General features: G+C 67.4%; 25 protein-coding genes. 12 read left to right on the forward strand and 13 right to left on the reverse strand.

Annotated elements, in window-relative coordinates; genetic code table 11:
* Window positions 1-60 precede the first annotated feature (60 nt).
* The 9 genes from NM203_RS14010 (at window position 61) to NM203_RS14050 (ending at window position 6,718) form a co-directional block, all read left to right on the forward strand.
* Entirely contained in the window at window positions 61-1,092 is a 1,032-nt protein-coding gene (locus NM203_RS14010; protein ID WP_255060587.1) for a ferredoxin--NADP reductase, read from the forward strand.
* Complete coding sequence (locus NM203_RS14015) at window positions 1,085-1,843, forward strand: SDR family NAD(P)-dependent oxidoreductase (RefSeq protein WP_255060588.1); 759 nt, start codon at window positions 1,085-1,087, stop codon at window positions 1,841-1,843. Before NM203_RS14010 ends, NM203_RS14015 begins: the two co-directional genes overlap by 8 nt.
* 3 nt (window positions 1,844-1,846) lie before the next feature.
* Entirely contained in the window at window positions 1,847-3,115 is a 1,269-nt protein-coding gene (locus NM203_RS14020) for an aromatic ring-hydroxylating oxygenase subunit alpha (protein WP_255060589.1), read from the forward strand.
* 2 nt (window positions 3,116-3,117) lie between these two features.
* Window positions 3,118-3,441 carry a hypothetical protein gene (locus NM203_RS14025; RefSeq protein WP_255060590.1) on the forward strand — a complete coding sequence of 108 codons (324 nt, stop codon included), beginning with the start codon at window positions 3,118-3,120 and terminating at the stop codon, window positions 3,439-3,441.
* A gap of 14 nt (window positions 3,442-3,455) precedes the next feature.
* Window positions 3,456-4,301, forward strand: a complete 846-nt coding sequence (locus NM203_RS14030) for a TauD/TfdA dioxygenase family protein (protein WP_255060591.1) — start codon at window positions 3,456-3,458, stop codon at window positions 4,299-4,301.
* Window positions 4,298-4,837, forward strand: coding sequence for a carboxymuconolactone decarboxylase family protein (locus tag NM203_RS14035; protein WP_255060592.1), 540 nt, complete (start codon window positions 4,298-4,300; stop codon window positions 4,835-4,837). The genes NM203_RS14030 and NM203_RS14035 overlap by 4 nt, the downstream gene beginning before the upstream one ends.
* 100 nt (window positions 4,838-4,937) lie before the next feature.
* The gene (locus tag NM203_RS14040) at window positions 4,938-6,212 is read left to right on the forward strand and encodes a cytochrome P450 (protein ID WP_255060593.1); all 1,275 of its coding nucleotides are present in this window, start codon (window positions 4,938-4,940) and stop codon (window positions 6,210-6,212) included.
* Between the two features lie 10 nt (window positions 6,213-6,222).
* Window positions 6,223-6,414 carry a ferredoxin gene (locus NM203_RS14045; RefSeq protein ID WP_255060594.1) on the forward strand — a complete coding sequence of 64 codons (192 nt, stop codon included), beginning with the start codon at window positions 6,223-6,225 and terminating at the stop codon, window positions 6,412-6,414.
* Between the two features lie 19 nt (window positions 6,415-6,433).
* Window positions 6,434-6,718, forward strand: a complete 285-nt coding sequence (locus tag NM203_RS14050; RefSeq protein ID WP_255060595.1) for a DUF1330 domain-containing protein — start codon at window positions 6,434-6,436, stop codon at window positions 6,716-6,718.
* A gap of 52 nt (window positions 6,719-6,770) precedes the next feature.
* Here NM203_RS14050 and NM203_RS14055 read toward each other — a convergent pair whose 3' ends face one another.
* The 9 genes from NM203_RS14055 to NM203_RS14095 form a co-directional block, all read right to left on the reverse strand.
* Window positions 6,771-7,628, reverse strand: a complete 858-nt coding sequence (locus tag NM203_RS14055; protein ID WP_255060596.1) for a putative endonuclease domain-containing protein — start codon at window positions 7,626-7,628, stop codon at window positions 6,771-6,773.
* Between the two features lie 85 nt (window positions 7,629-7,713).
* Entirely contained in the window at window positions 7,714-7,914 is a 201-nt protein-coding gene (locus NM203_RS14060) for a ferredoxin (RefSeq protein WP_255060597.1), read from the reverse strand.
* Entirely contained in the window at window positions 7,911-9,113 is a 1,203-nt protein-coding gene (locus NM203_RS14065; protein WP_255060598.1) for a cytochrome P450, read from the reverse strand. Before NM203_RS14065 ends, NM203_RS14060 begins: the two co-directional genes overlap by 4 nt.
* 124 nt (window positions 9,114-9,237) lie before the next feature.
* On the reverse strand, window positions 9,238-10,029 hold the full coding sequence (locus tag NM203_RS14070) for an NAD(P)-dependent oxidoreductase (RefSeq protein ID WP_255060599.1): 792 nt from the start codon (window positions 10,027-10,029) through the stop codon (window positions 9,238-9,240).
* A gap of 31 nt (window positions 10,030-10,060) precedes the next feature.
* Window positions 10,061-10,879, reverse strand: a complete 819-nt coding sequence (locus tag NM203_RS14075; RefSeq protein ID WP_255060600.1) for an NAD(P)-dependent oxidoreductase — start codon at window positions 10,877-10,879, stop codon at window positions 10,061-10,063.
* Window positions 10,880-10,904: 25 nt separating this feature from the next.
* A complete protein-coding gene (locus NM203_RS14080) occupies window positions 10,905-11,765 on the reverse strand; it encodes an alpha/beta hydrolase (protein ID WP_308212830.1) in 861 nt (286 codons plus the stop codon).
* Window positions 11,762-13,408: a thiolase C-terminal domain-containing protein gene (locus NM203_RS14085; protein WP_255060601.1), complete on the reverse strand. Its 1,647-nt coding sequence runs from the start codon at window positions 13,406-13,408 to the stop codon at window positions 11,762-11,764. The genes NM203_RS14080 and NM203_RS14085 overlap by 4 nt, the downstream gene beginning before the upstream one ends.
* Window positions 13,405-13,701, reverse strand: a complete 297-nt coding sequence (locus NM203_RS14090) for a ferredoxin (RefSeq protein WP_255060851.1) — start codon at window positions 13,699-13,701, stop codon at window positions 13,405-13,407. Before NM203_RS14090 ends, NM203_RS14085 begins: the two co-directional genes overlap by 4 nt.
* Window positions 13,702-13,709: 8 nt before the next feature.
* A complete protein-coding gene (locus NM203_RS14095; RefSeq protein WP_255060602.1) occupies window positions 13,710-14,999 on the reverse strand; it encodes an NADH-ubiquinone oxidoreductase-F iron-sulfur binding region domain-containing protein in 1,290 nt (429 codons plus the stop codon).
* 36 nt (window positions 15,000-15,035) lie between these two features.
* Here NM203_RS14095 and NM203_RS14100 point away from each other — a divergent pair, with 36 nt between their 5' ends.
* Window positions 15,036-15,518: a hypothetical protein gene (locus tag NM203_RS14100; RefSeq protein ID WP_255060603.1), complete on the forward strand. Its 483-nt coding sequence runs from the start codon at window positions 15,036-15,038 to the stop codon at window positions 15,516-15,518.
* Between the two features lie 13 nt (window positions 15,519-15,531).
* Here NM203_RS14100 and NM203_RS14105 read toward each other — a convergent pair whose 3' ends face one another.
* Genes NM203_RS14105 through NM203_RS14120 form a run of 4 tightly spaced genes read right to left on the reverse strand, consistent with a single transcriptional unit; the run spans window position 15,532 to window position 19,150 of the window.
* On the reverse strand, window positions 15,532-16,413 hold the full coding sequence (locus NM203_RS14105) for an alpha/beta fold hydrolase (RefSeq protein WP_255060604.1): 882 nt from the start codon (window positions 16,411-16,413) through the stop codon (window positions 15,532-15,534).
* 27 nt (window positions 16,414-16,440) lie between these two features.
* Entirely contained in the window at window positions 16,441-16,830 is a 390-nt protein-coding gene (locus tag NM203_RS14110) for a Rieske (2Fe-2S) protein (RefSeq protein WP_255060605.1), read from the reverse strand.
* A 40-nt stretch (window positions 16,831-16,870) separates the two neighbouring features.
* Window positions 16,871-18,016 (reverse strand): amidohydrolase family protein, encoded by a 1,146-nt coding sequence (locus NM203_RS14115; protein ID WP_255060606.1) that lies wholly within the window; start codon window positions 18,014-18,016, stop codon window positions 16,871-16,873.
* A gap of 21 nt (window positions 18,017-18,037) precedes the next feature.
* Complete coding sequence (locus NM203_RS14120; RefSeq protein ID WP_255060607.1) at window positions 18,038-19,150, reverse strand: amidohydrolase family protein; 1,113 nt, start codon at window positions 19,148-19,150, stop codon at window positions 18,038-18,040.
* Window positions 19,151-19,413: 263 nt separating this feature from the next.
* On the opposite strand from NM203_RS14120, the gene NM203_RS14125 reads away from it, so the two are divergent.
* Both NM203_RS14125 and NM203_RS14130 read left to right on the forward strand, forming a co-directional pair.
* Complete coding sequence (locus NM203_RS14125; protein ID WP_255060609.1) at window positions 19,414-20,409, forward strand: acyl-CoA dehydrogenase family protein; 996 nt, start codon at window positions 19,414-19,416, stop codon at window positions 20,407-20,409.
* Complete coding sequence (locus tag NM203_RS14130; protein WP_255060610.1) at window positions 20,409-21,590, forward strand: acyl-CoA dehydrogenase family protein; 1,182 nt, start codon at window positions 20,409-20,411, stop codon at window positions 21,588-21,590. Before NM203_RS14125 ends, NM203_RS14130 begins: the two co-directional genes overlap by 1 nt.

The raw sequence follows: 21,590 nt of genomic DNA on the forward strand, positions 1-21,590 counted from the left end.
GCAGGGTGGGCTACTAGGGTATTGCCGATAATGTCAACTACTTGATATTGTCGACCCATCATGACTGGAGATGCCGACGTCGACGGGTTCGCACCGCTGCGGATCAAGCGCGTGGTCCGCGAGACGGCGGACGCGGTGTCCCTCGTACTCGACGTACCCGAGCGGAGTTCGCGGCGCTTCCGCTATCAGGCGGGGCAGTTCCTGACACTGCGCGTCAACGTCGGCGGGCAGGACGTTCGGCGCTGCTACTCGATGTCGTCGGCACCGGTCGAGGGCGAACTCCGCATCACGGTCAAGCGCGACCCCGGCGGCCTGGTGTCCAACTGGATCAACGACACCGCGGCCGAAGGCGACCAGATCCACGCGGCGCCGCCCGAGGGCCGGTTCGTCCTGCGTGGAGACCTCAGCGGCGCAACGGAAGTGGTGGCGTTCGCCGGCGGGAGCGGCATCACGCCCATCATGTCGCTGGCCCGCGCGGCGGTCGACGACCCGGACCGTCGGGTGCGACTGTTCTACGCCAACCGGGCACGCGACTCGGTGATCTTCGCCGACCCGCTGGACCGGCTCGTCGCCGAGCACGGGGACCGGGTGCTGCTGCACAAGCACTTCGACGAGGACGACGGTGTCGTCGCGTCCGCGGCCATTGAGGCGTTCATCGCGCCGGCGGGCGACGCGCACTACTACGTGTGCGGGCCCGGCCCGTTCATGGACACGGTGGAGAGGACGCTTCTGGCGGCGGGGGTGAAGGAATCGCGAGTGCACCTCGAGCGGTTCACGGTCGCCGCCGCGGCACCGAGCGCGATCGACCAGTCGGGTGTCGCCGAGGAAGTGGTCATCGAACTCGACCGCCAGTCCACGACCGCGTCCTACCGGAAGGGCGACACGCTGCTGCAGACGGTCCGATCGGCGGGTCTGCGCGCACCGGCCTCCTGTGAAACCGGTTCCTGCGGAACGTGTATGGCACGCGTGGTGGAGGGTAGCGCGCACATGCTCAACAACGACGCGCTCGATGACGACGAAGTCGAAGAGGGCTGGGTGCTGACGTGTCAGTCGCTGCCCACCAGTCGGAAGGTCCGGATCAACTATGAGTAGCTCGACGACGGGTCGGGTCGCGGTCGTGACCGGCGGCGCGTCCGGGATGGGCGAGGCGAGCTGTCACGAGCTCGGCAGGCGAGGGCACAAGGTCGCGGTGCTGGACCTCAACGGCGAAGCGGCGCAACGGGTTGCCGAGGAGCTGCGCACAGACGGCATAACGGCGCTGGCCGTCGGCGTCGACGTCAGCGATCACGCCGCGGTGGCGGAGGCGTTCGCCAAGGTGCGGACGGAACTCGGGCCGGTGCACGTGCTGGTGACGAGCGCGGGCATCGTCGGCTGGGCACCGTCGGTGGAGCTGACCCCGCAGGCCTGGCAGCGGGTCATCGACGTCAACTTGACGGGCACGTTCTTCTGCGCGCAGGCGGCTCTGCCGGACATGATCGACGCCGGATGGGGTCGCATCGTGATGATCTCGTCGTCCAGCGCGCAGCGCGGTTCGCCGGGGATGGCCCACTACGCCGCCTCCAAGGGCGCCCTGATCTCGCTCACGAAGTCCTTCGCCCGCGAGTACGGCCCGATCGGCATCACCGTCAACAACATTCCGCCGTCGGGCATCGAGACACCCATGCAGCACCAGGGGCAGGCGGCCGGGAACCTGCCCCCCAACGAGCAGATGGCCGCCAGCATCCCGCTCGGCCATCTGGGCACTGGTGAGGACATCGCGGCGGCGGTCGGGTTCCTGTGTTCGGAGGAGGCCGGTTTCATCACCGGCCAAACGCTGGGTGTCAACGGAGGGTCGGTGATGTGAGTCATGGCCAAGTGGCCGAAGCCCGCAGAGGGCAGCTGGACCGAGCACTATCCGGAGCTCGGCACCGGACCGGTGTCGTTCCGCGATTCCACCTCGCCGGAGTTCTACGAACTCGAGCGCGAGGCCGTCTTCAAGCGGGCGTGGCTCAACGTCGCTCGCGTCGAGGAACTTCCCCGCACCGGGAGCTACCTCACCAAGGAGATCGAGGTCGCCAAATCCTCGGTGATCGTGGTGAAGGGCCGCGACGGTGAGATCCGCGCGTTCCACAACATCTGTAGGCACCGCGGAAACAAGTTGGTGTGGAACGACTACCCGGTTCGGGAGACGCGCGGCACCTGCCGCCAGTTCACCTGCAAGTACCACGGGTGGCGCTACGGTCTGAGCGGCGAGCTGAAATTCGTGCAGCAGCCGGGGGAGTTCTTCGATCTGGTGCAGGACGAGTACGGCCTCGCGCCGGTCGCGTGCGACGTGTGGAACGGGTTCGTCTTCATCAACTTCGATAAGGAGCCGCGTCAGACGCTGCGCGAGTTCCTCGGCCCGATGATCACCGCGCTCGATGACTACCCGTTCGAGATGATGACCGAGCGTTACGATTTCGTCGCGCACAACAACAGCAACTGGAAGATCTTCGCCGACGCCTTCCAGGAGTACTACCACGTGCCGTCGCTCCATTCGCAGCAGGTGCCGGCCGAGGTGCGGCAGCCGAACGCGACCTTCGAGTGCGGGCATTTCCAGCTCGACGGGCCTCATCGTCTGGTCTCCACCGCGGGCACGCGACGGTGGCTGCTCGCACCGGAGTTCATGTATCCCGTCGAACGGGCAACGCGCAGTGGGCTCGTCGGGCCGTGGCGGACACCGGAGACGCATCAGTCCGCAGGTCTCAACCCCGGCAACATCGAGCCGTGGGGGATCACGAACTTCCAGATCTTCCCGAACCTGGAGATCCTGATCTACCACGGCTGGTACCTGCTGTACCGCTACTGGCCGACATCGCACAACACGCACAGGTTCGAGGCCTACAACGCCTTCCACCCGGCGACGACCGTGCGCGAGCGCATCGAGCACGAGGTCGCCTCGGTGGTACTCAAGGAGTTCGCACTGCAGGATGCCGGCATGCTCGGCGGCACGCAGGCGGCGCTGGAGTACGGGCTGGACGAACCGATCGTCGACGACTACCCGCTCAACGATCAGGAGATCCTCGTCCGGCACCTGCACAAGGTCTCGGTCGACTGGGTCGAGCGGTACCGGGCCGAGCAGGCGGTGGAGGTGTGAGCATGCTGCCGAGCTCCTTCGCAGAGTACGAGAAGTACGCCGAGAAATGGTGCCTGGCAACCGAACCCGAGCGTTGGGAGGCGCGACTGGGCACACCGATGCGGGAGATCCGCGAGTTCTACGACGCGTTCACGCCGCGCTTCGAAGAGGCGATCGACTACTGCGACAAGTTTCCGCTCGAGGAGCTGCCGGACGACGTGCTGAATCTGCTGCACCTCGTCTACTCGATGATCATGGTGTCGATGGCCGTTGAGGTCTTCGGCACCCAGAAGCCCGCCGATTCCGCCGACGCCGTCATCGACCGCGTCAGCGCACCGGTGCCCTGAGGAAGGTCGTGACCATGTCCGTGCTGACCATCAACAAGCTCACCGAGTCGGTGGGCGCCGAGGTGACCGCAATCGACGCCGACCGCCTCGCGAACGACGACACGCTGGGCGCCGCGATCCTCGATGCGCTGGAGGACAGTGGAGTGCTGGTGTTCCCCGGCCTCGGCCTCGATCCCGAAGCGCAGGTGGCGTTCTGCCGACGGCTCGGCGAGATCGACCACTCGTCGGACGGCCACCACGAGATCGCGGGCATCTACCCGGTGACCCTGGACACGTCCAAGAACGCGTCGGCGGCGTATCTTCGCGCCACGTTCGACTGGCACATCGACGGATGCACCCCGCTGAACGACGAGTGCCCGCAGAAGGCGACCGTGCTCTCGGCGAAGCAGGTCGCCTCGAGCGGTGGGGACACCCAGTTCGCCAATTCCTATGCCGCACACGAGGATTTCAGCGATGAGGAGAAACAGCGCTTCGGCGCGCTGAGGGTCGTGCACTCCCTGGAGGCGTCGCAGCGTCGCGTGAACCCGGATCCGTCGTCCGAGGAACTGGCCCGCTGGCGCGCTCGTCCCACCCACGAGCATCCGCTGGTGTGGACGCATCGCAGCGGCCGCAAGTCGCTGGTGCTGGGGGCGTCGGCCGACTACGTCGTCGGGATGGACCGCGACGAGGGACGCGCGCTGCTCGACGAACTGCTCGAGCGCGCGACCCGCCCCGAACTCGTCTACAGCCACCGGTGGACGGTGGGTGACACGGTCATCTGGGACAACAACGGCGTGCTGCACCGGGCCGGGCGCTACGCCGCCGACTCGGAACGGCTGATGTTGCGCACCACGGTGCTGGGCGACGAGCCGATTCAGTGAGCACCGAACCGAGGTTGACGCCGCTGCCCGCCGACGAGTGGGACGACGGGGTGCGACACGCGCTGAGCCCGCTCCTGCCCGCGTCGCACGCCACCCCCGACTTCGCGGGCAACATCCTGGGCACCCTGGTCCGACATCAGCCGCTCACGCACGCGTACCTGACGTTCAACGCCCACCTGCTGCGCGAGTCGACGCTATCGGCACGGCTGCGCGAGGTCGCGATCCTCCGGGCGGCCCTGGTGAGCCGGTCGGATTACCTGTGGGACCACCACGTTCCGCTGGCACAGCGTGCCGGGCTCACCGACGACGACATCGAGGGCGTGCGGGTGGGCGCCGCGGCCGACGGGGTCGACGCGGCCGTCGTGCGCGCGGTCGACGAGCTGGCCGAGTCGAAGACGCTGACCGATGCGACGTGGGCTCTGGTGCGCGAGCACCTCGACGAGCGGCAGGTGCTGGATCTGATCTTCACGATCGGCTGCTACCAGGTGCTGGCCGTCACGGTGAACGCCCTCGGAATCCAACCCGAGGAGCACTGACCGTCGAGGCGCGTTGACGACGGCCAGGAGCTGTGGAAATGTAATACCCGCAGATGAGAATCACGTTCTCTTGATCGGAGATCGTCGAAACGGAGCGAGCATGGCCGAAGACCTGACCACCGCCGACTTCTTCAGGGACAGTCGGCTGACCGACGACCCGTACCGGTTCTACGCGGCACTGCGCGACAAGTGCCCCGTGACACGGGAGGACCACTACGGCGTCACGATGGTCACCGGCTGGCAGGAGGCCGTCGACGTCTACAACGACGCGGACAGCTTCTCGTCGTGCATCTCGGTGACGGGGCCGTTCCCCGGTTTCCCGGTGCCCCTCGAGGGCGACGACGTCACTCAGACGATCATCGAGCACCGCGACGAGATACCGTTCAGCGACCAGTTGCCGACGCTCGATCCGCCGACGCACACCAACCACAGGGCGCTGCTGATGCGCCTCATCACGCCGAAGCGCCTCAAGGAGAACGAGGACGCGATGTGGCAGATCGCCGACGACGTCCTCGACGACTTCATGGCTCCCGGTGAGGGTGACTTCATCGCCGGATTCGCCGCGCCGTTCACACTGCGCGTCATCGCCGACCTGCTCGGTGTTCCGGAGGGCGACCGCCCCGAGCTGCTGGAGCGGCTGGCGAAGGGCACCCACGGCGGTGGGCTGGGCGACGCCGACAAGGCGCTGACGAAGACGCCGCTGGAGTACCTGTACGACATCTTCGCGGAGTACGTGGAGGACCGGCGGCGCGAGCCGCGCGACGACGTTCTGACCGGACTCGCGACGGCGACCTTCCCGGACGGCACCATGCCGGAGGTCGGCGACGTCGTCCGGGTGGCCACCAACGTGTTCTCGGCGGGCCAGGAGACCACGGTGAGGCTGCTGAGCACCGCGATGAAGGTGATGGGTGACCAGCCCGAGATCCAGCAGCGGTTGCGCGACGACCGCAGCCTGCTCGGCAACTTCATCGAGGAGTGCCTGCGCATCGAGAGCCCCGTCAAGGGTGACTTCCGACTGTCGCGGGTGCCGACGACCATCGGCGACCAATCCATCGGCGCGGGAAAGACTTTGATGGTCATCAACGGCGCCGCCAACCGTGACCCGCGCCGGTTCGAGGACCCCGACACCTTCGACCCCGATCGCAAGAACGCCCGACAGCACCTCGCGTTCGGTCGCGGTATCCACAGCTGCCCCGGCGCTCCGCTGGCGCGGGCCGAGACGCGCGTCGGGCTGGAGAGGTTGCTCGACCGGACCACCGAGCTGCGGATCAGCGAGAAGCATCACGGGCCGGCCGGTGCCAGGAACTACCAGTACATCCCGACCTACATCCTGCGCGGACTGACTCAGTTGCACATCGAGTTCGACAGCAAGTGAGGGGTCGCGAATGAGGGTCACCGTCGACGAGGACCGCTGCGCGGGGCACGGCATGTGCCTGACGCTGTGCCCGGAGGTCTTCGAGTTGAACGACGACGGCTGGGCGGTGGCCGACCCCGAAGAGGTCCCCGCCGAGTATGAGGATGCGGCCCGCGAGGCCATCGACAACTGTCCCGAGCGGGCGATCCGCGAAATCGATTGACATCAAAGGAGATGCAGTAGTGGCTAAGGGTTACGTGATCATCACCGAGGACATCAAGGATCAGGCCGCGATGGGCGAGTACGCCAAGCTGGCCAGCCAGACCATGGCGACCGCGACGGTGCTGGCGTTCGGCCCCCCGGTGGAGACGATCGAGGGCGAGTGGCACGGCACCCAGACCGTGCTCCTGGAGTTCGAATCCGTTGAGGCGGCCAAGGAGTGGTACTACTCCGACGCCTACCAGGAGGCGTTGAAGCTGCGCCAGGCCGCGGCCGACTGCAACGGCGCCATCCTCACCGGCTTCTGACGCCTCGCCCCCCTTCCGCCGGAATAGTAATCCTGGTCGTCAGCACGGCCGCTTAACCGCTGTGGCTACTGTTTCGGCGCGCCCATGCTCGGGCGACCCGCGGGAGGATGTCGTTCGGGCGATCGTCACCGATCACCTTGATGTGCAACCAGTTGCGGTCGTGCACTCGTCGTAGCCGCTTCACGTCCCACTTCCACTGATCGGCGTCGGTGCCGTGGTGCTCCCCGTCGTACTCGACCGCGATCTTGACGTGCTCCCACCCCATGTCGAGGTGGGCGAACGCGTGCCCGAACTCGTCGTATACGGGGATCTGCGTGGTCGGGCGTGGATAGCCGGCGTCGACCAACAGCAGCCGCAACCACGTCTCCTTCGGCGACTGCGCGCCGCCGTCCATCAGGTCGACAGCGGTACGCAATCGCCTGATGTGATGTGCTCCCTTGTACCGATCGATAAGCGGCGCAACGTGTTCGGCCCTGAGTCCGGTGGCTCGCGCGAGAGCGTCGAGGTGCGCCACCGCGGCACCGCGGGGGAGGTACCTGCCCATGTCGTATGCGGTGCGCGCAACGGTGGCGACGGCCATGCCGTCGATCTCCTGGATGTCCTCGACCAGGAAGTGGTCACTGTGCGTGATGATTCCCGGCGGTGGCCGATTGTTGTTCCACAGCAGGTCGATCGGCGCCTTCGGGTCCACCCACTGTGCGCCGTGCAACTCGGCTGCGGCGCGTCCGGTGATCGGCCCTCGACGGCGGGACCACAGCCACGCGCCGACGGTGTTGTAGTACAGCGACTCCTCGGTGACGCGCGGCATGTAGACGTCGGGGAACAGCCTGCGGTACTGCGACCGCGTCCTCAGCTGAGCCCACGTCGTTCCGCCGTCGAGTGCCTCACTGCCCAGAAAGACGATGCCCATGCGGGCAGGATGACGCGTTCGCCGAATCCGACGTCGTAGTTGTCAACAGCTTGACGTGACAGCCAGGAATGCTATTCCGGCGGAGTTACTTGTCGACGATGGCGATCGCCTGCCGTGGGCACTGCCGCACGGACTCCTTGACCTGCTGCTCGTTCTCGGGCGTGACCTCGTCCTGCAGCACGTGCAGGTAGTCCTTGTCGTCGAGGTCGAACACCTCGGGGATGATGCCCATGCACACGCCGTTGCTCTCACACAGGCCGAAGTCGACCTCGATCTTCTGCGTCACCTCAACACCTTCACCGGGACGTGGTGGTACCCCGCGACGTTCTGCATGTTGACCCGCTCGAGGCCGTTGAAGTCGACCTCGTAGCGCGGCATGAAGTCCAGCAGGTACTCCAGGGCGATCGCGGTCTCCATGCGGGCGAGCGCCGCGCCGAGGCAGCTGTGGATGCCGTAGCCGAGGCCGAGGTTCTGCGCCTGGCTCCGGTCGCGATCGATGTCGAACGTCTCGCCGTCGTCGAAGGCGCGGGGGTCGCGGTTGGCGGCGGCGCCCATCAGGAACACCGGCTTGTTGACGGGGATGACGCCGCTGGGCACCTCGACGTCCTTCACGCTGTAGCGGACGTTGTACTGCACCGGGCCGACCCAGCGCAGCAGTTCCTCGACGGCGGCCGGGATCTTGCTGCGGTCGTCGAGCAGCTTCTGCCACTGCTCGGGATGCTTGGCGAACTCGACCACGGCGCTGCCGACGAGCTTCGTGACCGTCTCCGCGCCCGCGCCGCCGAGCAGCGTGGTGAAGCCGGTGATCTCGATGTCGTCGAGCTTGCGCATCGTGCCGTCCGGGCCGGGGATCTCCGCGGCGATCAGGCGGCTGATCATGTCGTCCTGCGGGTTCTCCCGGCGCTCCAGCACCAGCCCGTAGTAGTACATGCCCGAGTCGATGTTGGCCTGCATGTTGTCGTCGTCGAGGTCGATCTGACCCGGCTTGCGGTGCAGGCTCTTGTCGATCCAGTGCCGGACCTGCTGACGGAACTCCTCGGGCACGCCCGCCATCCGGGTGATGACCTCCACCGGGAACGGGCCGGAGAAGTCCTGAACGACGTCGAAGTGGTCCGGGTCGGCCTTGCCGAGGTAGTGCTCGATGAGTTCGACGACGGTCTCGCGCTGCGACTGGATGGCACGAGGCGTGAACGCCTTGTTGAGCAGGCTGCGCATGTGCCGGTGGTCGGGCGGATCCATGAAGATGATCGACTTCTGCGGAACCTCGCCGGAGCGCACCATGCCCAGATCGCAACCCCGTGCCGACGAGAACGACTCGTGGTCCTTGAACGCCGCCGCCACGTCCTCGTGCCGGGTCAGGGCGTAGAAGTCCTCGGCCTCGTCGTAGTACAGCGGCGCCTCGTCGCGCATCCGCTTGTACACCTCGTAGGGGTTCTCGAAGTACTCCTGCGACACCGGGCTGAAAACGACCTGGGGCTTTGTCACTGCGTCCTCCTCGGACCCGTGGTTAGGGCCGAATACGTTACGAAAGGCTGTGCGACTGTAACGCACCCATTATGCGACATACGGTCTTGAAAGTCAGCCGAATCGCCGAGCCGCTCGGACCGGCTCACGACGGCGCCCCGGCTCTGACCACGGCGTCCAGCGGGCCGAGGTCGCCGCCCAGTTCGGCGACGGTCTTGCGCACGACCGCCACGTCTTTGCCGATGAACTCGCCGACCGCCGCGATGAACGCGTCAGCCGAGCCCGCCGAGGCGATCATGCTGAGCACCCGACTCTGCGCGCTGCCGTGGGTCAGCGCGTTCAGCAGCGGTCCCTCCGAGATGCCGAACCGGGTGCCGAGGCGAGTGCCCTCCGCGACCAGGCCGATCTGCGCAGCGAACAGCGTGTTGTTGACCAGCTTGACCAGTTGCCCCGCACCGGTCTCGCCAGCGTGCAGGACCGGGTCCGCGTACGCGCCGAGCAGGGGAGTCAGCCGCGCCACCGCATCGTCCGAACCCCCGACGAACAGGGTGACCGAGCCCGCGGCGATGTCGTGCGGCCCGCCGCTGACCGGTGCGTCGACGACGTCGACGTGGCCGAACCGGGCGGCGATGGCCTGGGCGGTGCGCGGGCTACCCGTGGTGTGCAGGACCAGCGCGGCGCCCGGCGCCATCGCCTCGACGAGCGGCCCGTCGAGGCATAGCTCCCTGACCTGGTCGTCGGTGAAAACGCACACGATGACGGCGTCGGCACCGGTCACCGCCTCGGCGATCTCCGACACCGGGGTCGCGCCGAGTTGTGCTGCCGCGGCACGCTTCTCGTCGGTACGGCCGACCGCGCGCACCGAGTGTCCCGCGGCGACGAGTCGCGAGATCATCGGAGCGCCCATGCGCCCGGCTCCGACGAAGCCCACGTCCATCAGAACAGTCTCCTCTTCGCGCACGCGCTCATCAGCGAGCGTGGTCCATGTTCTCCAGTGCCGTGTCGGCGACCGTGAACACCGTGCCCTCCGATGCGCCGGCCTCCGCGGCCAGGCTCGCCGCGTGCCGAACGTCCTTCTGCAGCAACCCGCCTGCGATCGGAGCGAGGCCCTCGACCGTGCCGCCGAACATCGTGATGCTGCTGATCGCCTTGCTGGTCGCCGAGCCGCGGTTGAGTACCTCGCACAGCCGCTGCCGTTCCAGTCCGAGCGCGTCGCCCAACTCCAGCGTGCTCAACGCGCTGCCGAGGTTCGCGGTGAACTGCAGGTTGTTCAGGATCTTGGCGACCTGCCCGGCGCCCAATCCGCCGAGGTGGACGATGGCGTCAGAGTACGTGGCGAACACCGGACGCACCGTCTCGATGACGTCGTCAGCACCGCCGACCATCACCATCAGCGTGCCCTCCTCGACGGCCGGCGCACCGCCGGAAACCGGGGCGTCGATGACCGTAACGCCCTGCTTGGCGGCGGCTTCCGCGAGTTCACGACACGTGTCGGGGTGAATCGTGCTGTGGATTGCGACGATGCCGCCGGGTTGCAGCCCAGCCAGCACGCCCTCGTCACCGTGCAACACCTGCCGCACGTCGTCGTCGCCGACGACGCAGAGGCACACCAGGTCGCTGGCCGCACCGAGTTCGGCCGGTGTCGCGGCGGTCTTCGCGGCGGTGTCGGAGTACGGCTCGAGCGACGCCGCTCGGCGCGCCCAGAGCGTGAGATCGAAACCGCCCTCGACGATTCGACGCGCCATGGGGCCGCCCTGGCTGCCCAACCCGATGAATCCGACTCTCATGCTGTTCTCCTCTTCGCGCACACGCTCATCGGCCCGCCTCTGCTCCCATCCGTGCAAAGCACTCGTCGGCGAATGCCAGCACCCGCCGGTGATACTCGTCGGCCGAGAGTCCGACGCTGATGTTGTGTCCGGCGTCGGCCACCTCGTTGACGGTGACGCCGGGCGCCGCGGAGAACAGGGCGACGATCGACGCGATCGCCTCGGGGGTCGAGTCCCACACCGCCTCGTGATCGGCGACGCTGAACTGCACCGGTGCGGTCACCCGCGCCGCGAGTTCGGGGAGATCCCGCCGCGCCCACTGCGTCGTGACCTCCATTTCGTATGCCACGCCGGGCGCTGACAATACGCTCGTCAGCACCTCCTGCGGGTACAGCGATGTCGGTTGCCACAACAGATCCCGCAGTCCGGGTCGCGTCGTCAAGGTGGCCTGCTTGATGACCGCCCGCGCGTCCGCGTGATAGCGCAGTCCGGTGCCCGCGAGTTCGATCCCGACGACGTCGCGCTCGACGGACATGCGCAGCGCGAGTTCGCACCCCGCGGAGTGTCCCATCAGGAACACGCCCGCGCCGCGAGCGGTGTTCCCGAGGATCGTGTCGACGGCGCCGTAGGCGAAGCTCACGCGACGATCGGGGTCGTCGAACTCCTCGGCGTACAGCGCCGACGAGCCGTAACCCGGCCTGTCCAAGGCGATTGCGGTGAAACCGTGTGCCGCCGCAGCCCGCACCAGCGACAGTCGCGGATTGCCGGGGCAGTCGAAGTAGGCTCCCATGGTGGCCCCGCCGTGCACGGCGACGATGACCCCGCGCGGCTCCGGTGCGGTCGTTACGAGCGCCGACATCGGCACGCCGTCGACGAGGACGATGCGCGGCTGTGGAACGGGTGTCACGCGTCGGTCCGCATCAGCATCACACCGCTGGGGGTGAGCCCACCGCTGCTCGCGACGGCGACCTTCGCACCGGCGACCTGCCGTTCGCCCGCCTCGCCGCGCAACTGGGTGACGGCCTCGTGGATCAGGCCCATGCCGTGGGTGCGGCCGTGCGACAGCTGGCCGCCGTGCGTGTTGAGCGGGATGACGCCGTCGCGGGCAATGGCCCTGCCGCCGTCGAGAAAGTCCTTGGCCTCGCCGATCCCGCAGAAGCCCAATCCCTCCAGCCAGGACAGGCAGTTGAAGGTGAACCCGTCGTAGAGCTCGGCGACGTCGACATCACCGGGGCGCAACGACGTTCGCGACCACAGGTGTGCGCTCTGGCCCAGCACCTGGGGTTCGTGGGTGAGCGTGGTCTGGTCCCAGTCGAGCCGCTCGATGATCTGGGTACCGACGGCTTCGAAGTACACCGGCTTCTTCGGCGCGTCCTTGGCGGCCTCGGCCGCCGAGACGATCACCGCCACCGCGCCGTCGCATGGCACGTCGCAGTCGTAGAGGCCGAACGGCGTCGTGATCGGCCGCGCCGACAGGTAGTCGTCCATCGTCATCGGGTCGCGGTAGATAGCGGTCGGGTTCAGCGCGGCGTTGGCCCGCTGGTTCAGGGCGATCCAGCCGAGTGTCTCGCGCGTCGTGCCGTAGCGGTGGAAGTGCCGACTCGCGTTCTGCGCCAACACGTGTGCGGCTGACGTCGCCCCGAAAGGATGCTGGAAGCTGGAGGTGCGGGCGCCCATCGGGGGCGCCATCCTGCCCTCCTTCATCAGCTGCTGGAACGTCGCCTCCCACAGCGTGCGAAAGCAGAGCACGTGGCGGGCCATCCCGGTCGCGATCGCCATCATCGCCGCGATCACGGAACCGCCGGGGCCGAACGTGTCCATGCCGCCGTTGATCCAGGTGGGTCGCAGACCGAGCGCACCCTCGAGCACGCTGACGCCGCCCTCGCCCATCCCCATCATGTCGAGTCCGGGATAGGTCGACAGGCCGTCGATGTCGTCGAACGTCAGACCCGCGTCGGCGACGGCCTTCTCGGCCGCCTCGATCGTCAGCGACAGCGGCGGCACCATGAGCCTGCGCCCGATGGTCGACATGCCGATTCCGGTGATGGCGGAGTGCTTTTCGAACTTCTCGGCGGTGAGCATCGGACGGACGTGCTCGGCGAAGCGCTCGGGCGGGATCAGATCCTCGGGCATCGCGGTGGGCGCGTCCGGGTCTTCGGCGGGAACGAACAGCGGCAGCCACACGTCGTCGATCTGCTGGAACGTCACCTCGACGGGCTGGCCGATCGCCAGCGAGTCGGGGTCCGCGTCGACGATGTTGGTGGTCAACCGAACTCGCGGGTCCTCGATGAGCGCGACCTCGGCCACCACGTACGGCGGCGGCAGGTCGGGGAAGCCGAAGCGGTGGTTGACCGAGAACCCCGCGAGCGTGCCCCTTCCCGACACCGCGCGCACGCCCATCTTGGTCTGCCTGCAGTACCGGCAGACGGGTGCGGGCGGGTGGATCAGCGACTGGCAGCTCGTGCACTCCTGGATGCGCAGTTCGCCGTCGGCGCCTGCGGTCCAGAAGAACTCGTTGAGGACGGTGAGCTGGGGGAGAGGGCGTGTCACCGGACGAACTCCGACATCGCCTCGCTGTCCGCCGTCGACAGATCGGGTTCGGCGGCCTCGTGTGGAACGGGGTGGCTGCGCTCGGGTAGCGGAGGATGCCCGCCCATCTCGATGATCGCGTGCACCGGGCAGTCCAGCAGCGCACGCAGCACCGCGGGACGGTCCGACTCGGGCACGGTGCCGTCGCCGATCAGCGACGCGTAGCCCCAGTCGTCGAGTGAGAAGTACTCGGGGGCGTGCTTGGCGCAGGCGCCGAATCCGTCGCACATGGTGCGGTCGAGCCTGATTCGCATCGAGTCACTCACGACACCATCTCCACTTCGTAGGGCCGGCTCGCCGAGTAGGCGCCCGCCCGGCACGGTTCGCACGCGCCGGTCAGGTGTCGGGCAACATCCTGCGGAAACGCCCGCAGCAGGCTGGCCGCCACGTTGGTCGCCGCGTCGAGCGTCGCGCAGGCGCCACGTCCGCGGAGCACCACCGACCACCGCTCGAGCCGGCCGAGATCCTCGGACGTCGCGATGCCGTCGCGCAGGGCGCCGGCGACCGCCGCCATCGCGGCCGTGCCGTTGAAACACGATCCGCACTGGCCCGCGTTCTCGCGGTCGAAGTAGCTCAGCACCGACGCCGCGACGGCGACGGGGCACTCGTCGGTGATCAGAGCAACGGCACCGCACCCGAGCCCGCTGCCGAGCCGACGCATGCTCTCGTGGTCGAGCGTGGCGTCGAGCACCTCACGATTCAGCAGACCCGCGAAGTAGCCGCCCATCAGCACCCCCGTGACCTCGTCGCGGGAAATGCGGTGGTGGTCAAGCAGTTCGGTCATCGGCGTGCCGTGTGGCAACTCGTACAGCGCGGGTGGTCGGCCCCCGACTGTCACGGTCGCGAGGAAGGTGCCGGGCGACGCCGACGTGCCCTGTGCCCGGTACTCGTCGCTGCCCCGGCGGAGGATGAACGGCAGGTTCGCCAGCGTCTCGACGTTGCTCACCAGGGTGGGGAGCCCGTTGACGCCCTGCTCGAACGGGCGCGGAGGCTTGTCCGTCGGCTTGGCCGGTCCACCGTTGACCGCGCGAACGGCCGCCGTCTCCTCGCCTGCCACGTAGCCGGGGTCGACGGTCACGACGCTCACGGTGACGCCACCGTCCCCGACGTCCGCCAGCGCGGCGTTCACCGCCTGTGCGGCGTCGACGTCGGACACGTACACGTAGGCGCGGTCGGCTCCGACGACGCGTGCCGCGAGGCGCACCCCGTCGAGCACCAGATGCGGCCGATGACGAAGCAACCACCTGTCCTTGACCGAGGCGGGTTCACCCTCTTCGCCGTTGGCCAACACCACGGTTCGGTGCCCGGCGTCGTGAGCGGCCCGCACCGCACGGAGCTTCACGGCGAGGGGGAAGGCCGCGCCGCCGCGGCCCAGCAGGCCGCTGCGGTCGACGTCGTCGAGGAAGGCCGCGGGATCGTCCAGATCCCGGTACCCGCCCGCCGATACGTAGGCCGCATGGTCCTCGCGCTCGTCCGAGGCGAGCAGCAGGCGGGGCTCGAGCCCCGGCCAGACGGCGACTCTCACCCTGGTGGCCAAGCCGTTATCGGTCATGACTGACCCCTCCTGCCCCCGGATAGGCTGACGGACATGAGAACCGCGGTGGTGCGCGTCGACGTCGACCCGACCGGGCTGCTGGAGCCCGCACAGTTACGCGACGGGATGGCGACGCTGGGCGCGCTCGCGGTCGAGGCCGGGTTCGACGTCGTGGCCGCCGATCTCGCCGCCATGCCGGCCAATCGCAGGCAGGTCGAGGTGCTGATCGCCGGCGACGATCCCGATGAGCTCATGCGCACGGCGGTCGGATTGTGCGCCAAGGCTTTCGGAACCTTCGGAAGCACGCCGGCGGCAGGCGTGCTGACGTACGTGAGCCGCGGCACCGACGACGACGCACACGGAGTGCTGGCCGGCCTCGGCCTGCGCGGCGAGATCGAACGCGTCGCAGGCGACGACGGCTGGGACGTGATCACCGTGACGCTGCCCGCCTCGGACCTGCGGCGGGTGCCCGAGAGTCGGGTGCACACCGCGCTCGAGGCCTCGCTCAACTGCGAGGTCCACATCCGTTCGGTCTGAGCGCGCACGGCGGTCACGACTTCACGAAGTCGAGAATCGCGGGCGCCGCCTGGACCCAGGTGTCGAACAGACAGAACTTCGTCCCACCGCTCGCGGCGAACCTCTCGCCGGCACGCTCCCACGCGTCCTCGGGCCACGGTGGGTCGATCAGCGTGGAACCCTTGATCAGACAGCTCACCTCGAGCGAGGTCCGCTTCGGGTGGTCCCAGTCGTTCTCACCGCCCCGGATGATCAGCGTGGGCACCTTGATCTCGTCGAACATCTCGTCCGGGACGCCGGGAATGGTCTGGCCGGGCTTCGAGACGAACGCGTTGAGCCACCGCAGCATGACCTTGAGGAAGTCGTCGAGGTCGAGCGCCAGAATGCGGTCGCGGTTCGCCGGATTCTCCTCGATGCGCTGCTTCCACTCGGCCACGTGAAGCAGGCCCTTGATGCCCATTCCGCGGGCGGCCAGGATGCTCGGCGTGATGTAGTGGCCGCCGAGCACGAACGAGCCGTAGACGCCGCCGACGATGTTCCACACCACCAGCTTGGTCACCAGTTCGGGGTAGAGCATCGTGGTGATCATCGAGTCCCTGGCTCCGCCGGAACCCCCCGCGATGATGCACGGTCCGATGCCGAGTTCGGTGATGAGCTTCGCCAATGTCTCTGCGCGCATGTGGGATTCGCTCTGTCCGTAGAACTGCACGTCGGACTTGCCGCAGTTCGGTCGGTCCCACAGCAGCACCCGGTAACCACCCTTGACCAAGGCGCGCGCGAGTGGCTTCAGCCCTGGAATGTCCTTGCTGAACCGCCCGCCGGGGGTCAGCACGATGTACTCATCCGCTGTGTTCTTTGCACCGAGGATCTCGTAGACGACGTTCCCGCCGTTGATCTCGATGGTCTTGTTGGGCAACAGTGCTCCCCTGGCTCGAAGTTGGGTCTAGGCCTGTACGAGTACGTCGTCGCCGACGACCCGCACGGGATAGGTGCGGATGCTCCACTCCGGCTTGACCGCGGTGGTCCCCGTGGCGAGCTCGAAACCCCACTGGTGCCATGGGCAGAAGATGAACTCCTTGTCACGGACCATCACCGAGTCGCCTGGCACGTTCTCGTCGACGACGTTCAGGCCGCGGGTGCGTCCCGAGCACAGCGGACCGCCCTCGTGCGGACAGTAGTTCGCGATGGCGTAGAACGTGCCGTTGACGTTGTACACACCCACGCCGTGACGCCCGATCGGAACCAACTTGTGTGTGCCCGGCGGGATCTCGTCGACGGTGGCGACGACATGCTCACGCCCCTGCGCCAGCCGGGGCGTCTTCGGTTCGGTCATTCGTCGACGAATCCCGAGTCGCTGCGCTCCTGCCCGCCGATCAAAAGACCCGGACCTGACCCTCGAGTGCCGGCACGGTCTCCGGCACGTTGCGGTAGGTGGCCATCCCGTTGCGGAACATGATGGGCTCACGGGCGTGCTCGGGCAGGTGCTTGACGAGCCAGCGCGGATCATCGAAGGTCCAGTGCGGGTAGTCGCTGCTGAACAGCAGGATCTTCTCGCACTCCATCCACTCGAAAGCCCTTGTCAGTTCGGTCTTGTCCTCGGGGTAGTCGAGCGGTTGAGTGGTGAACTTGATGTGATCCTTGACGTACTCGCTGGGCTTGCGCTTGATGTCGACCCACGACTTGCGGTCCTCGTACAGCGCGTCCATCCGCCACATCAGCGGCAGGATCCAGGTGAATGCGTGCTCGACGAACACGATCTTGAGCGTCGGATGCCGGTCGAACGTGCCGTCGAAGATCAGGCTCATCACCTGATTGGCAGCGAGTAGCGAGTACGTGACCATGAAATCGTGGTTGTAGCTGGGCAACCCGACCGGCGGCATGGGCAGCTCGTCGTAGTGGCTGCGGGACAGGTGGCAGCTCACCGGTATGTCGTGCTTGGTCGCCGCCGCCCAGATCGGGTCGTATTTCGGGTTACCCCAGGAGGGTCGCGGCTCCGCCTTGATCAGGATCTGCGACATGAAGGGATGTCCGGCCCAGTCCTCGATCTCGGCCACGGCGAGCTCGGGGGTTTGGATCGCCGCGCAGATGGAACCCCGCCAGCGCCCGTGCCAGTTGTTGCGGCTGTCCAGCCAGTGGTTGGCCTGCCAGTGGTTGAGGGCGGTCGCCATGGCCTGCTCGGCCTCGGGAATCCGCGCCGGATACGCGGCGGGCTCCAGGATGCAGACGTCCGCGCCCGCCTCCATGATCAGCTGCTTGAACGCCAGATCGGGGTCGCTGCAGGCGAACTCGCCATCCGGGGGAAACGCGTCGACGCGCATCGCGAACGAATGCGCGTAGTCGGGAGCGTCGTAGTAGATCTGGTCGCCGACCTTGTGGTTGCCGAAGTACTTGCTGCGCCACGGTTCCGGGATGTACTGCCCGAGCTCACCGCTTCGGGGAGCGGGATGGACGTCGGAGTCGACGCACCGGACGGCGATGCGTTCGGCGGCGGGCACTCGTGGATTGGCGGTGACGGTCATGGAAGAGCCTCCTGGTTCCCTCTACTGTGCCGCAGCAGCGGACGTGTTGACCGGTAAATGAATCCCGTAGAGCTCGGCGGCATTGCGCCAGCACAACTTGTCGCGCTGCTCGGCGGTGTACGCACTGGGCACCGACAACTCGTTGAGCTGCCAGTGCGGATAACTCGAGCCGTACATCACCATGTCGTCCTTGCCGGTGAAACCGGCCCATTCACCGGCGAACTCGACATCACCGGGTCCGTCCAGGGCGCCCTGGACGAAGAACACGTGGTCGGGAAGGTAGTCGCTGGGGATCTTGGGCGCCCACGGCGTCTGCTCCAGGTGCGGCCTGCCGAAGCAGTCCATCCGCCAGATGAACGGCGTCAGCATGTCGGCGGCCCCGTCCGCCCAGACGAACTTGCATGTGGGCCAACGCTCGAAGACGCCCTCGGCGATCATGTTCATCAGGTGGTAGAGGAAGTTGAGCGCGGTGAAGCCGACGAACTGCTCGTAGGTGCGCGTCAGCCCGTTCGGCGTCGGCGGCAGCTGAACACCCGACCCGACCTCGAAGTGCACCGAGATGGGCAGGCCGGCATCGACGGCAGCCTCCCAGAGCGGCCAGAACTGCGGCTTGCCGTACAGCTCGCGGGATTGCAGCGGGATGCCGAGCTGAACCACCCTCGGGTGGTCCTTGTACTTCTCGATCTCCCGCAGCGCGCCCGCGATGTCGTCGGGGTTCACCCGGATGGTGCCGCGGAACCTCTCGCCGAACTCGGCATCGTCGAGCCAGCGCGTCACCAGCATCTCGTTGTGCGCCGCGGCGATGGCGGTGCCGAGATGCCGGTCCGGCATGATGCCGCGCGTCATCGGATGCAGGACGGCGATGTCGACACCGCGGTCGGTGAACAGGTGCTTGGCGGTCAGCGCCGGATCGGAGCCGGGATACTGCCCGTCGGGCCCCTCCGTATGGTCGGCGTACTCGCCGCCGGGCGCGCCGTACCAGTCCATCTCGTAGTCGGGAAAGCCCCGGCTGCGGAACGGTTCCTGCATGAAGTTCCTTCGCAGGTCCTTGTTCGACTGGGTGAAGACGTGCACGCTGGCGTCGATCACCGGGACTTCGACGGTGTTGCCTGCCTCGTCGATGAGCTCTTTCACGGTCGCTTCACGCCAATCCGTCCGTAGTGCGGACCGACGGAGGGTGCCGCCGGTCGTCATCCCAATATAGATCGTTGTTCTTCGATATCAAGAATTCTGTTCTCCAGCACGTCGCTTAACATCTGCACAGGTAAACGCCCATGCTGGTCGATCGCTCAGCGCGACATCGACGAGAATGAACAGTCGTGCGGCGAGAATGATGACACCGATTGCGAGAATGCTATTCTCGTCTTGGACGTAGGCGGTCACAGGAGGCGACGCGGGTGTTACTCGAGTTTGATGCTGATCAGCGGTTATGGCAGGAGACGGTGCGCGACGCCGTCGGGAAGAACTGTGCGCCGACGCTGGTGCGCAGTGTTGCCGAGGACGGCGTCGACCCGACGCCGCTGTGGAAGACGTACGCGGAAGCCGGGTGGACGGAACTCACCGACACCGAGAACGCCGTCGAACTGGCGATCGTGCTCGAGGAGCTCGGCCGGGCCACCGACCCAACGCCGTACCTGGCGACGTTGACCCAGTTCGCACCGCTCGTCGGAGACCGGTTCGATCCGCTCAGCGCGGGCGCGGCCGTGTACACCGGCGTCACCGCGGTCCGCGACTCCGGGGGCTGGGTGCTGAGCGGTACCGACCGCTTCGTGCTCGACGGTGACCGCGCGGAACGGCTGGCGGTCGTCACGCCGGCCGGAGTGTTTCTGGTCAACGCCGAGGACGTCACCGCGCGGCGCGTCGACGTCTTCGACCCGGTGCTGCACGTCGCCGAGGTGTCGTTCGCCGGGGTGCACGTGGCCGACGCCGACCGGCTGCCCGTCGACACCGAGCGCGCGCGCCACATCGCACTGATGGGTATGGCCATCACCATGGTCGGCGCCTGCCAGCGGATCCTCGACCTCGCACTCGAGCACGCCAAGAGCCGCCAGCAGTTCGGCGTCGCCATCGGCACGTTCCAGGCGATCCAGCACAAGGCCGCCGACATGCACGTCGCGATCGAGCGCGCCCGAGCGCTGTGCTACTTCGCGGCGCTGACCATCGCGGCCGACGACCCGCGCCGCCGCCTCGCCGCGGCGATGGCCAAGGCGTCCGCGGGGGAGTGTCAGGCGCTGGTGTTCCGGCACGGCCTGCAGACGTTCGGTGCGATGGGCTTCACGTGGGAGAACGACCTGCAGTTCGCCCTGAAACGGGCCAAGGCCGGTGAGCTGATGCTGGGCGGTGCCGCAGAGCATCGCGCGATGATCGCCGAGGAATACCGGGGGGACTACTGATGCAGCTGGCTTTCGACCCCGACGTCGAGGAGTTCCGCGCCGAGTTCGCCGCGTTCCTGGACGAGCACACGCCCAGTGCGTCCGACACCCTGGAACGGCCGCGCTCGGTGTCACACATGCCGCAGTGGGCGCGGGACTGGCAGCGGTTGCTCTTCGACAACGGCTGGCTGCTGCCCGCTCAGCCGCCGGAGTTCGGCGGCCGCAACGCCAGCGTTCTGCAGACCTTCGTGCACGCCGAGGAACTGAGCCGGCGCCGGATCTATCACAGCTTCAACCCGCAGGGCGTCAACATCGTCGCCGCGTCCCTCATCACGTTCGGCAGCGACGAGCAGAAGCACCAGTGGGCCGTTCCCGTGCTCAAGGGGGAGCGCACCGCATCGCTGGGTATGAGCGAACCGAGTGCCGGTTCGGACCTTGCGTCGTTGCGCACCAGGGCAGTTCGCGATGGCGACGAGTTCGTCGTCAACGGTCAGAAGGTCTGGACGTCAGGCGCGCACGACGCCGACTTCCTGTTGACGTTCGTGCGCACCGACCCGGACGCGCCGAAGCACAAGGGCATCAGCGTGCTGCTCATCCCGACCGATCTGCCCGGTGTGGTGCGCCGGCCGTTCGCCGACATCTGCGGCCAGGGCGAGGAGAACAAGGACTTCAACGAGGTCTTCTTCACCGACGTGCGGGTGCCCGCGGAGAACCTCGTCGGCCCGCTCAACGGCGGCTGGGGTGTCGCCAACGGCTCGCTCGGCCACGAGCGCACCATGATGTGGCTGGGCTTCGCCGACCGAATCGCCAACTCCATCGCCGACTTTCACCCGACGAACGCGCTGGAGCGCGACCAACTGGCGACCACGATCATGGACTACCAAGCGCTGCGCCTGCTCGGCTCGGTGGGGATCGCGAAGGCGGCACGCGGTGAGGTGGACGTCGCCTCGGTGTCCATCCCCAAACTGCTCGGCGCCGAGGCGGAGATGCACGCACTGCGGCACGCGCTGGAGGCTGCGGGTCCGGACGGGCTGGTGCACCCGGCCACGTCGGGCCCGTACGCCCACATGAACCTCGACCACTACTTCGCATCGTGGTTCGAGCGCTACGCCAGAAGCTTCTCGGGCACCATCGCCGGTGGCACGTCGGAGATCCAGCGCAACATCATCGCGCAGCAGGTGCTCGGACTGCCCCGTCGTTAG

The sequence above is a fragment of the Mycolicibacterium arenosum genome (assembly GCF_024320865.1).
GTDB lineage: Bacteria > Actinomycetota > Actinomycetes > Mycobacteriales > Mycobacteriaceae > Mycobacterium > Mycobacterium arenosum.

Coding starts and splice junctions, on each gene's coding strand:
- NM203_RS14010 (WP_255060587.1), top strand. CDS start 61: ATGACTGGAGATGCCGACGTCGACGGGTTCGCACCGCTGCGGATCAAG.
- NM203_RS14015 (WP_255060588.1), top strand. CDS start 1,085: ATGAGTAGCTCGACGACGGGTCGGGTCGCGGTCGTGACCGGCGGCGCG.
- NM203_RS14020 (WP_255060589.1), top strand. CDS start 1,847: ATGGCCAAGTGGCCGAAGCCCGCAGAGGGCAGCTGGACCGAGCACTAT.
- NM203_RS14025 (WP_255060590.1), top strand. CDS start 3,118: ATGCTGCCGAGCTCCTTCGCAGAGTACGAGAAGTACGCCGAGAAATGG.
- NM203_RS14030 (WP_255060591.1), top strand. CDS start 3,456: ATGTCCGTGCTGACCATCAACAAGCTCACCGAGTCGGTGGGCGCCGAG.
- NM203_RS14040 (WP_255060593.1), top strand. CDS start 4,938: ATGGCCGAAGACCTGACCACCGCCGACTTCTTCAGGGACAGTCGGCTG.
- NM203_RS14045 (WP_255060594.1), top strand. CDS start 6,223: ATGAGGGTCACCGTCGACGAGGACCGCTGCGCGGGGCACGGCATGTGC.
- NM203_RS14055 (WP_255060596.1), bottom strand. CDS start 7,628: ATGGGCATCGTCTTTCTGGGCAGTGAGGCACTCGACGGCGGAACGACG.
- NM203_RS14070 (WP_255060599.1), bottom strand. CDS start 10,029: ATGGACGTGGGCTTCGTCGGAGCCGGGCGCATGGGCGCTCCGATGATC.
- NM203_RS14075 (WP_255060600.1), bottom strand. CDS start 10,879: ATGAGAGTCGGATTCATCGGGTTGGGCAGCCAGGGCGGCCCCATGGCG.
- NM203_RS14090 (WP_255060851.1), bottom strand. CDS start 13,701: ATGCGAATCAGGCTCGACCGCACCATGTGCGACGGATTCGGCGCCTGC.
- NM203_RS14095 (WP_255060602.1), bottom strand. CDS start 14,999: ATGACCGATAACGGCTTGGCCACCAGGGTGAGAGTCGCCGTCTGGCCG.
- NM203_RS14100 (WP_255060603.1), top strand. CDS start 15,036: ATGAGAACCGCGGTGGTGCGCGTCGACGTCGACCCGACCGGGCTGCTG.
- NM203_RS14110 (WP_255060605.1), bottom strand. CDS start 16,830: ATGACCGAACCGAAGACGCCCCGGCTGGCGCAGGGGCGTGAGCATGTC.
- NM203_RS14115 (WP_255060606.1), bottom strand. CDS start 18,016: ATGACCGTCACCGCCAATCCACGAGTGCCCGCCGCCGAACGCATCGCC.
- NM203_RS14130 (WP_255060610.1), top strand. CDS start 20,409: ATGCAGCTGGCTTTCGACCCCGACGTCGAGGAGTTCCGCGCCGAGTTC.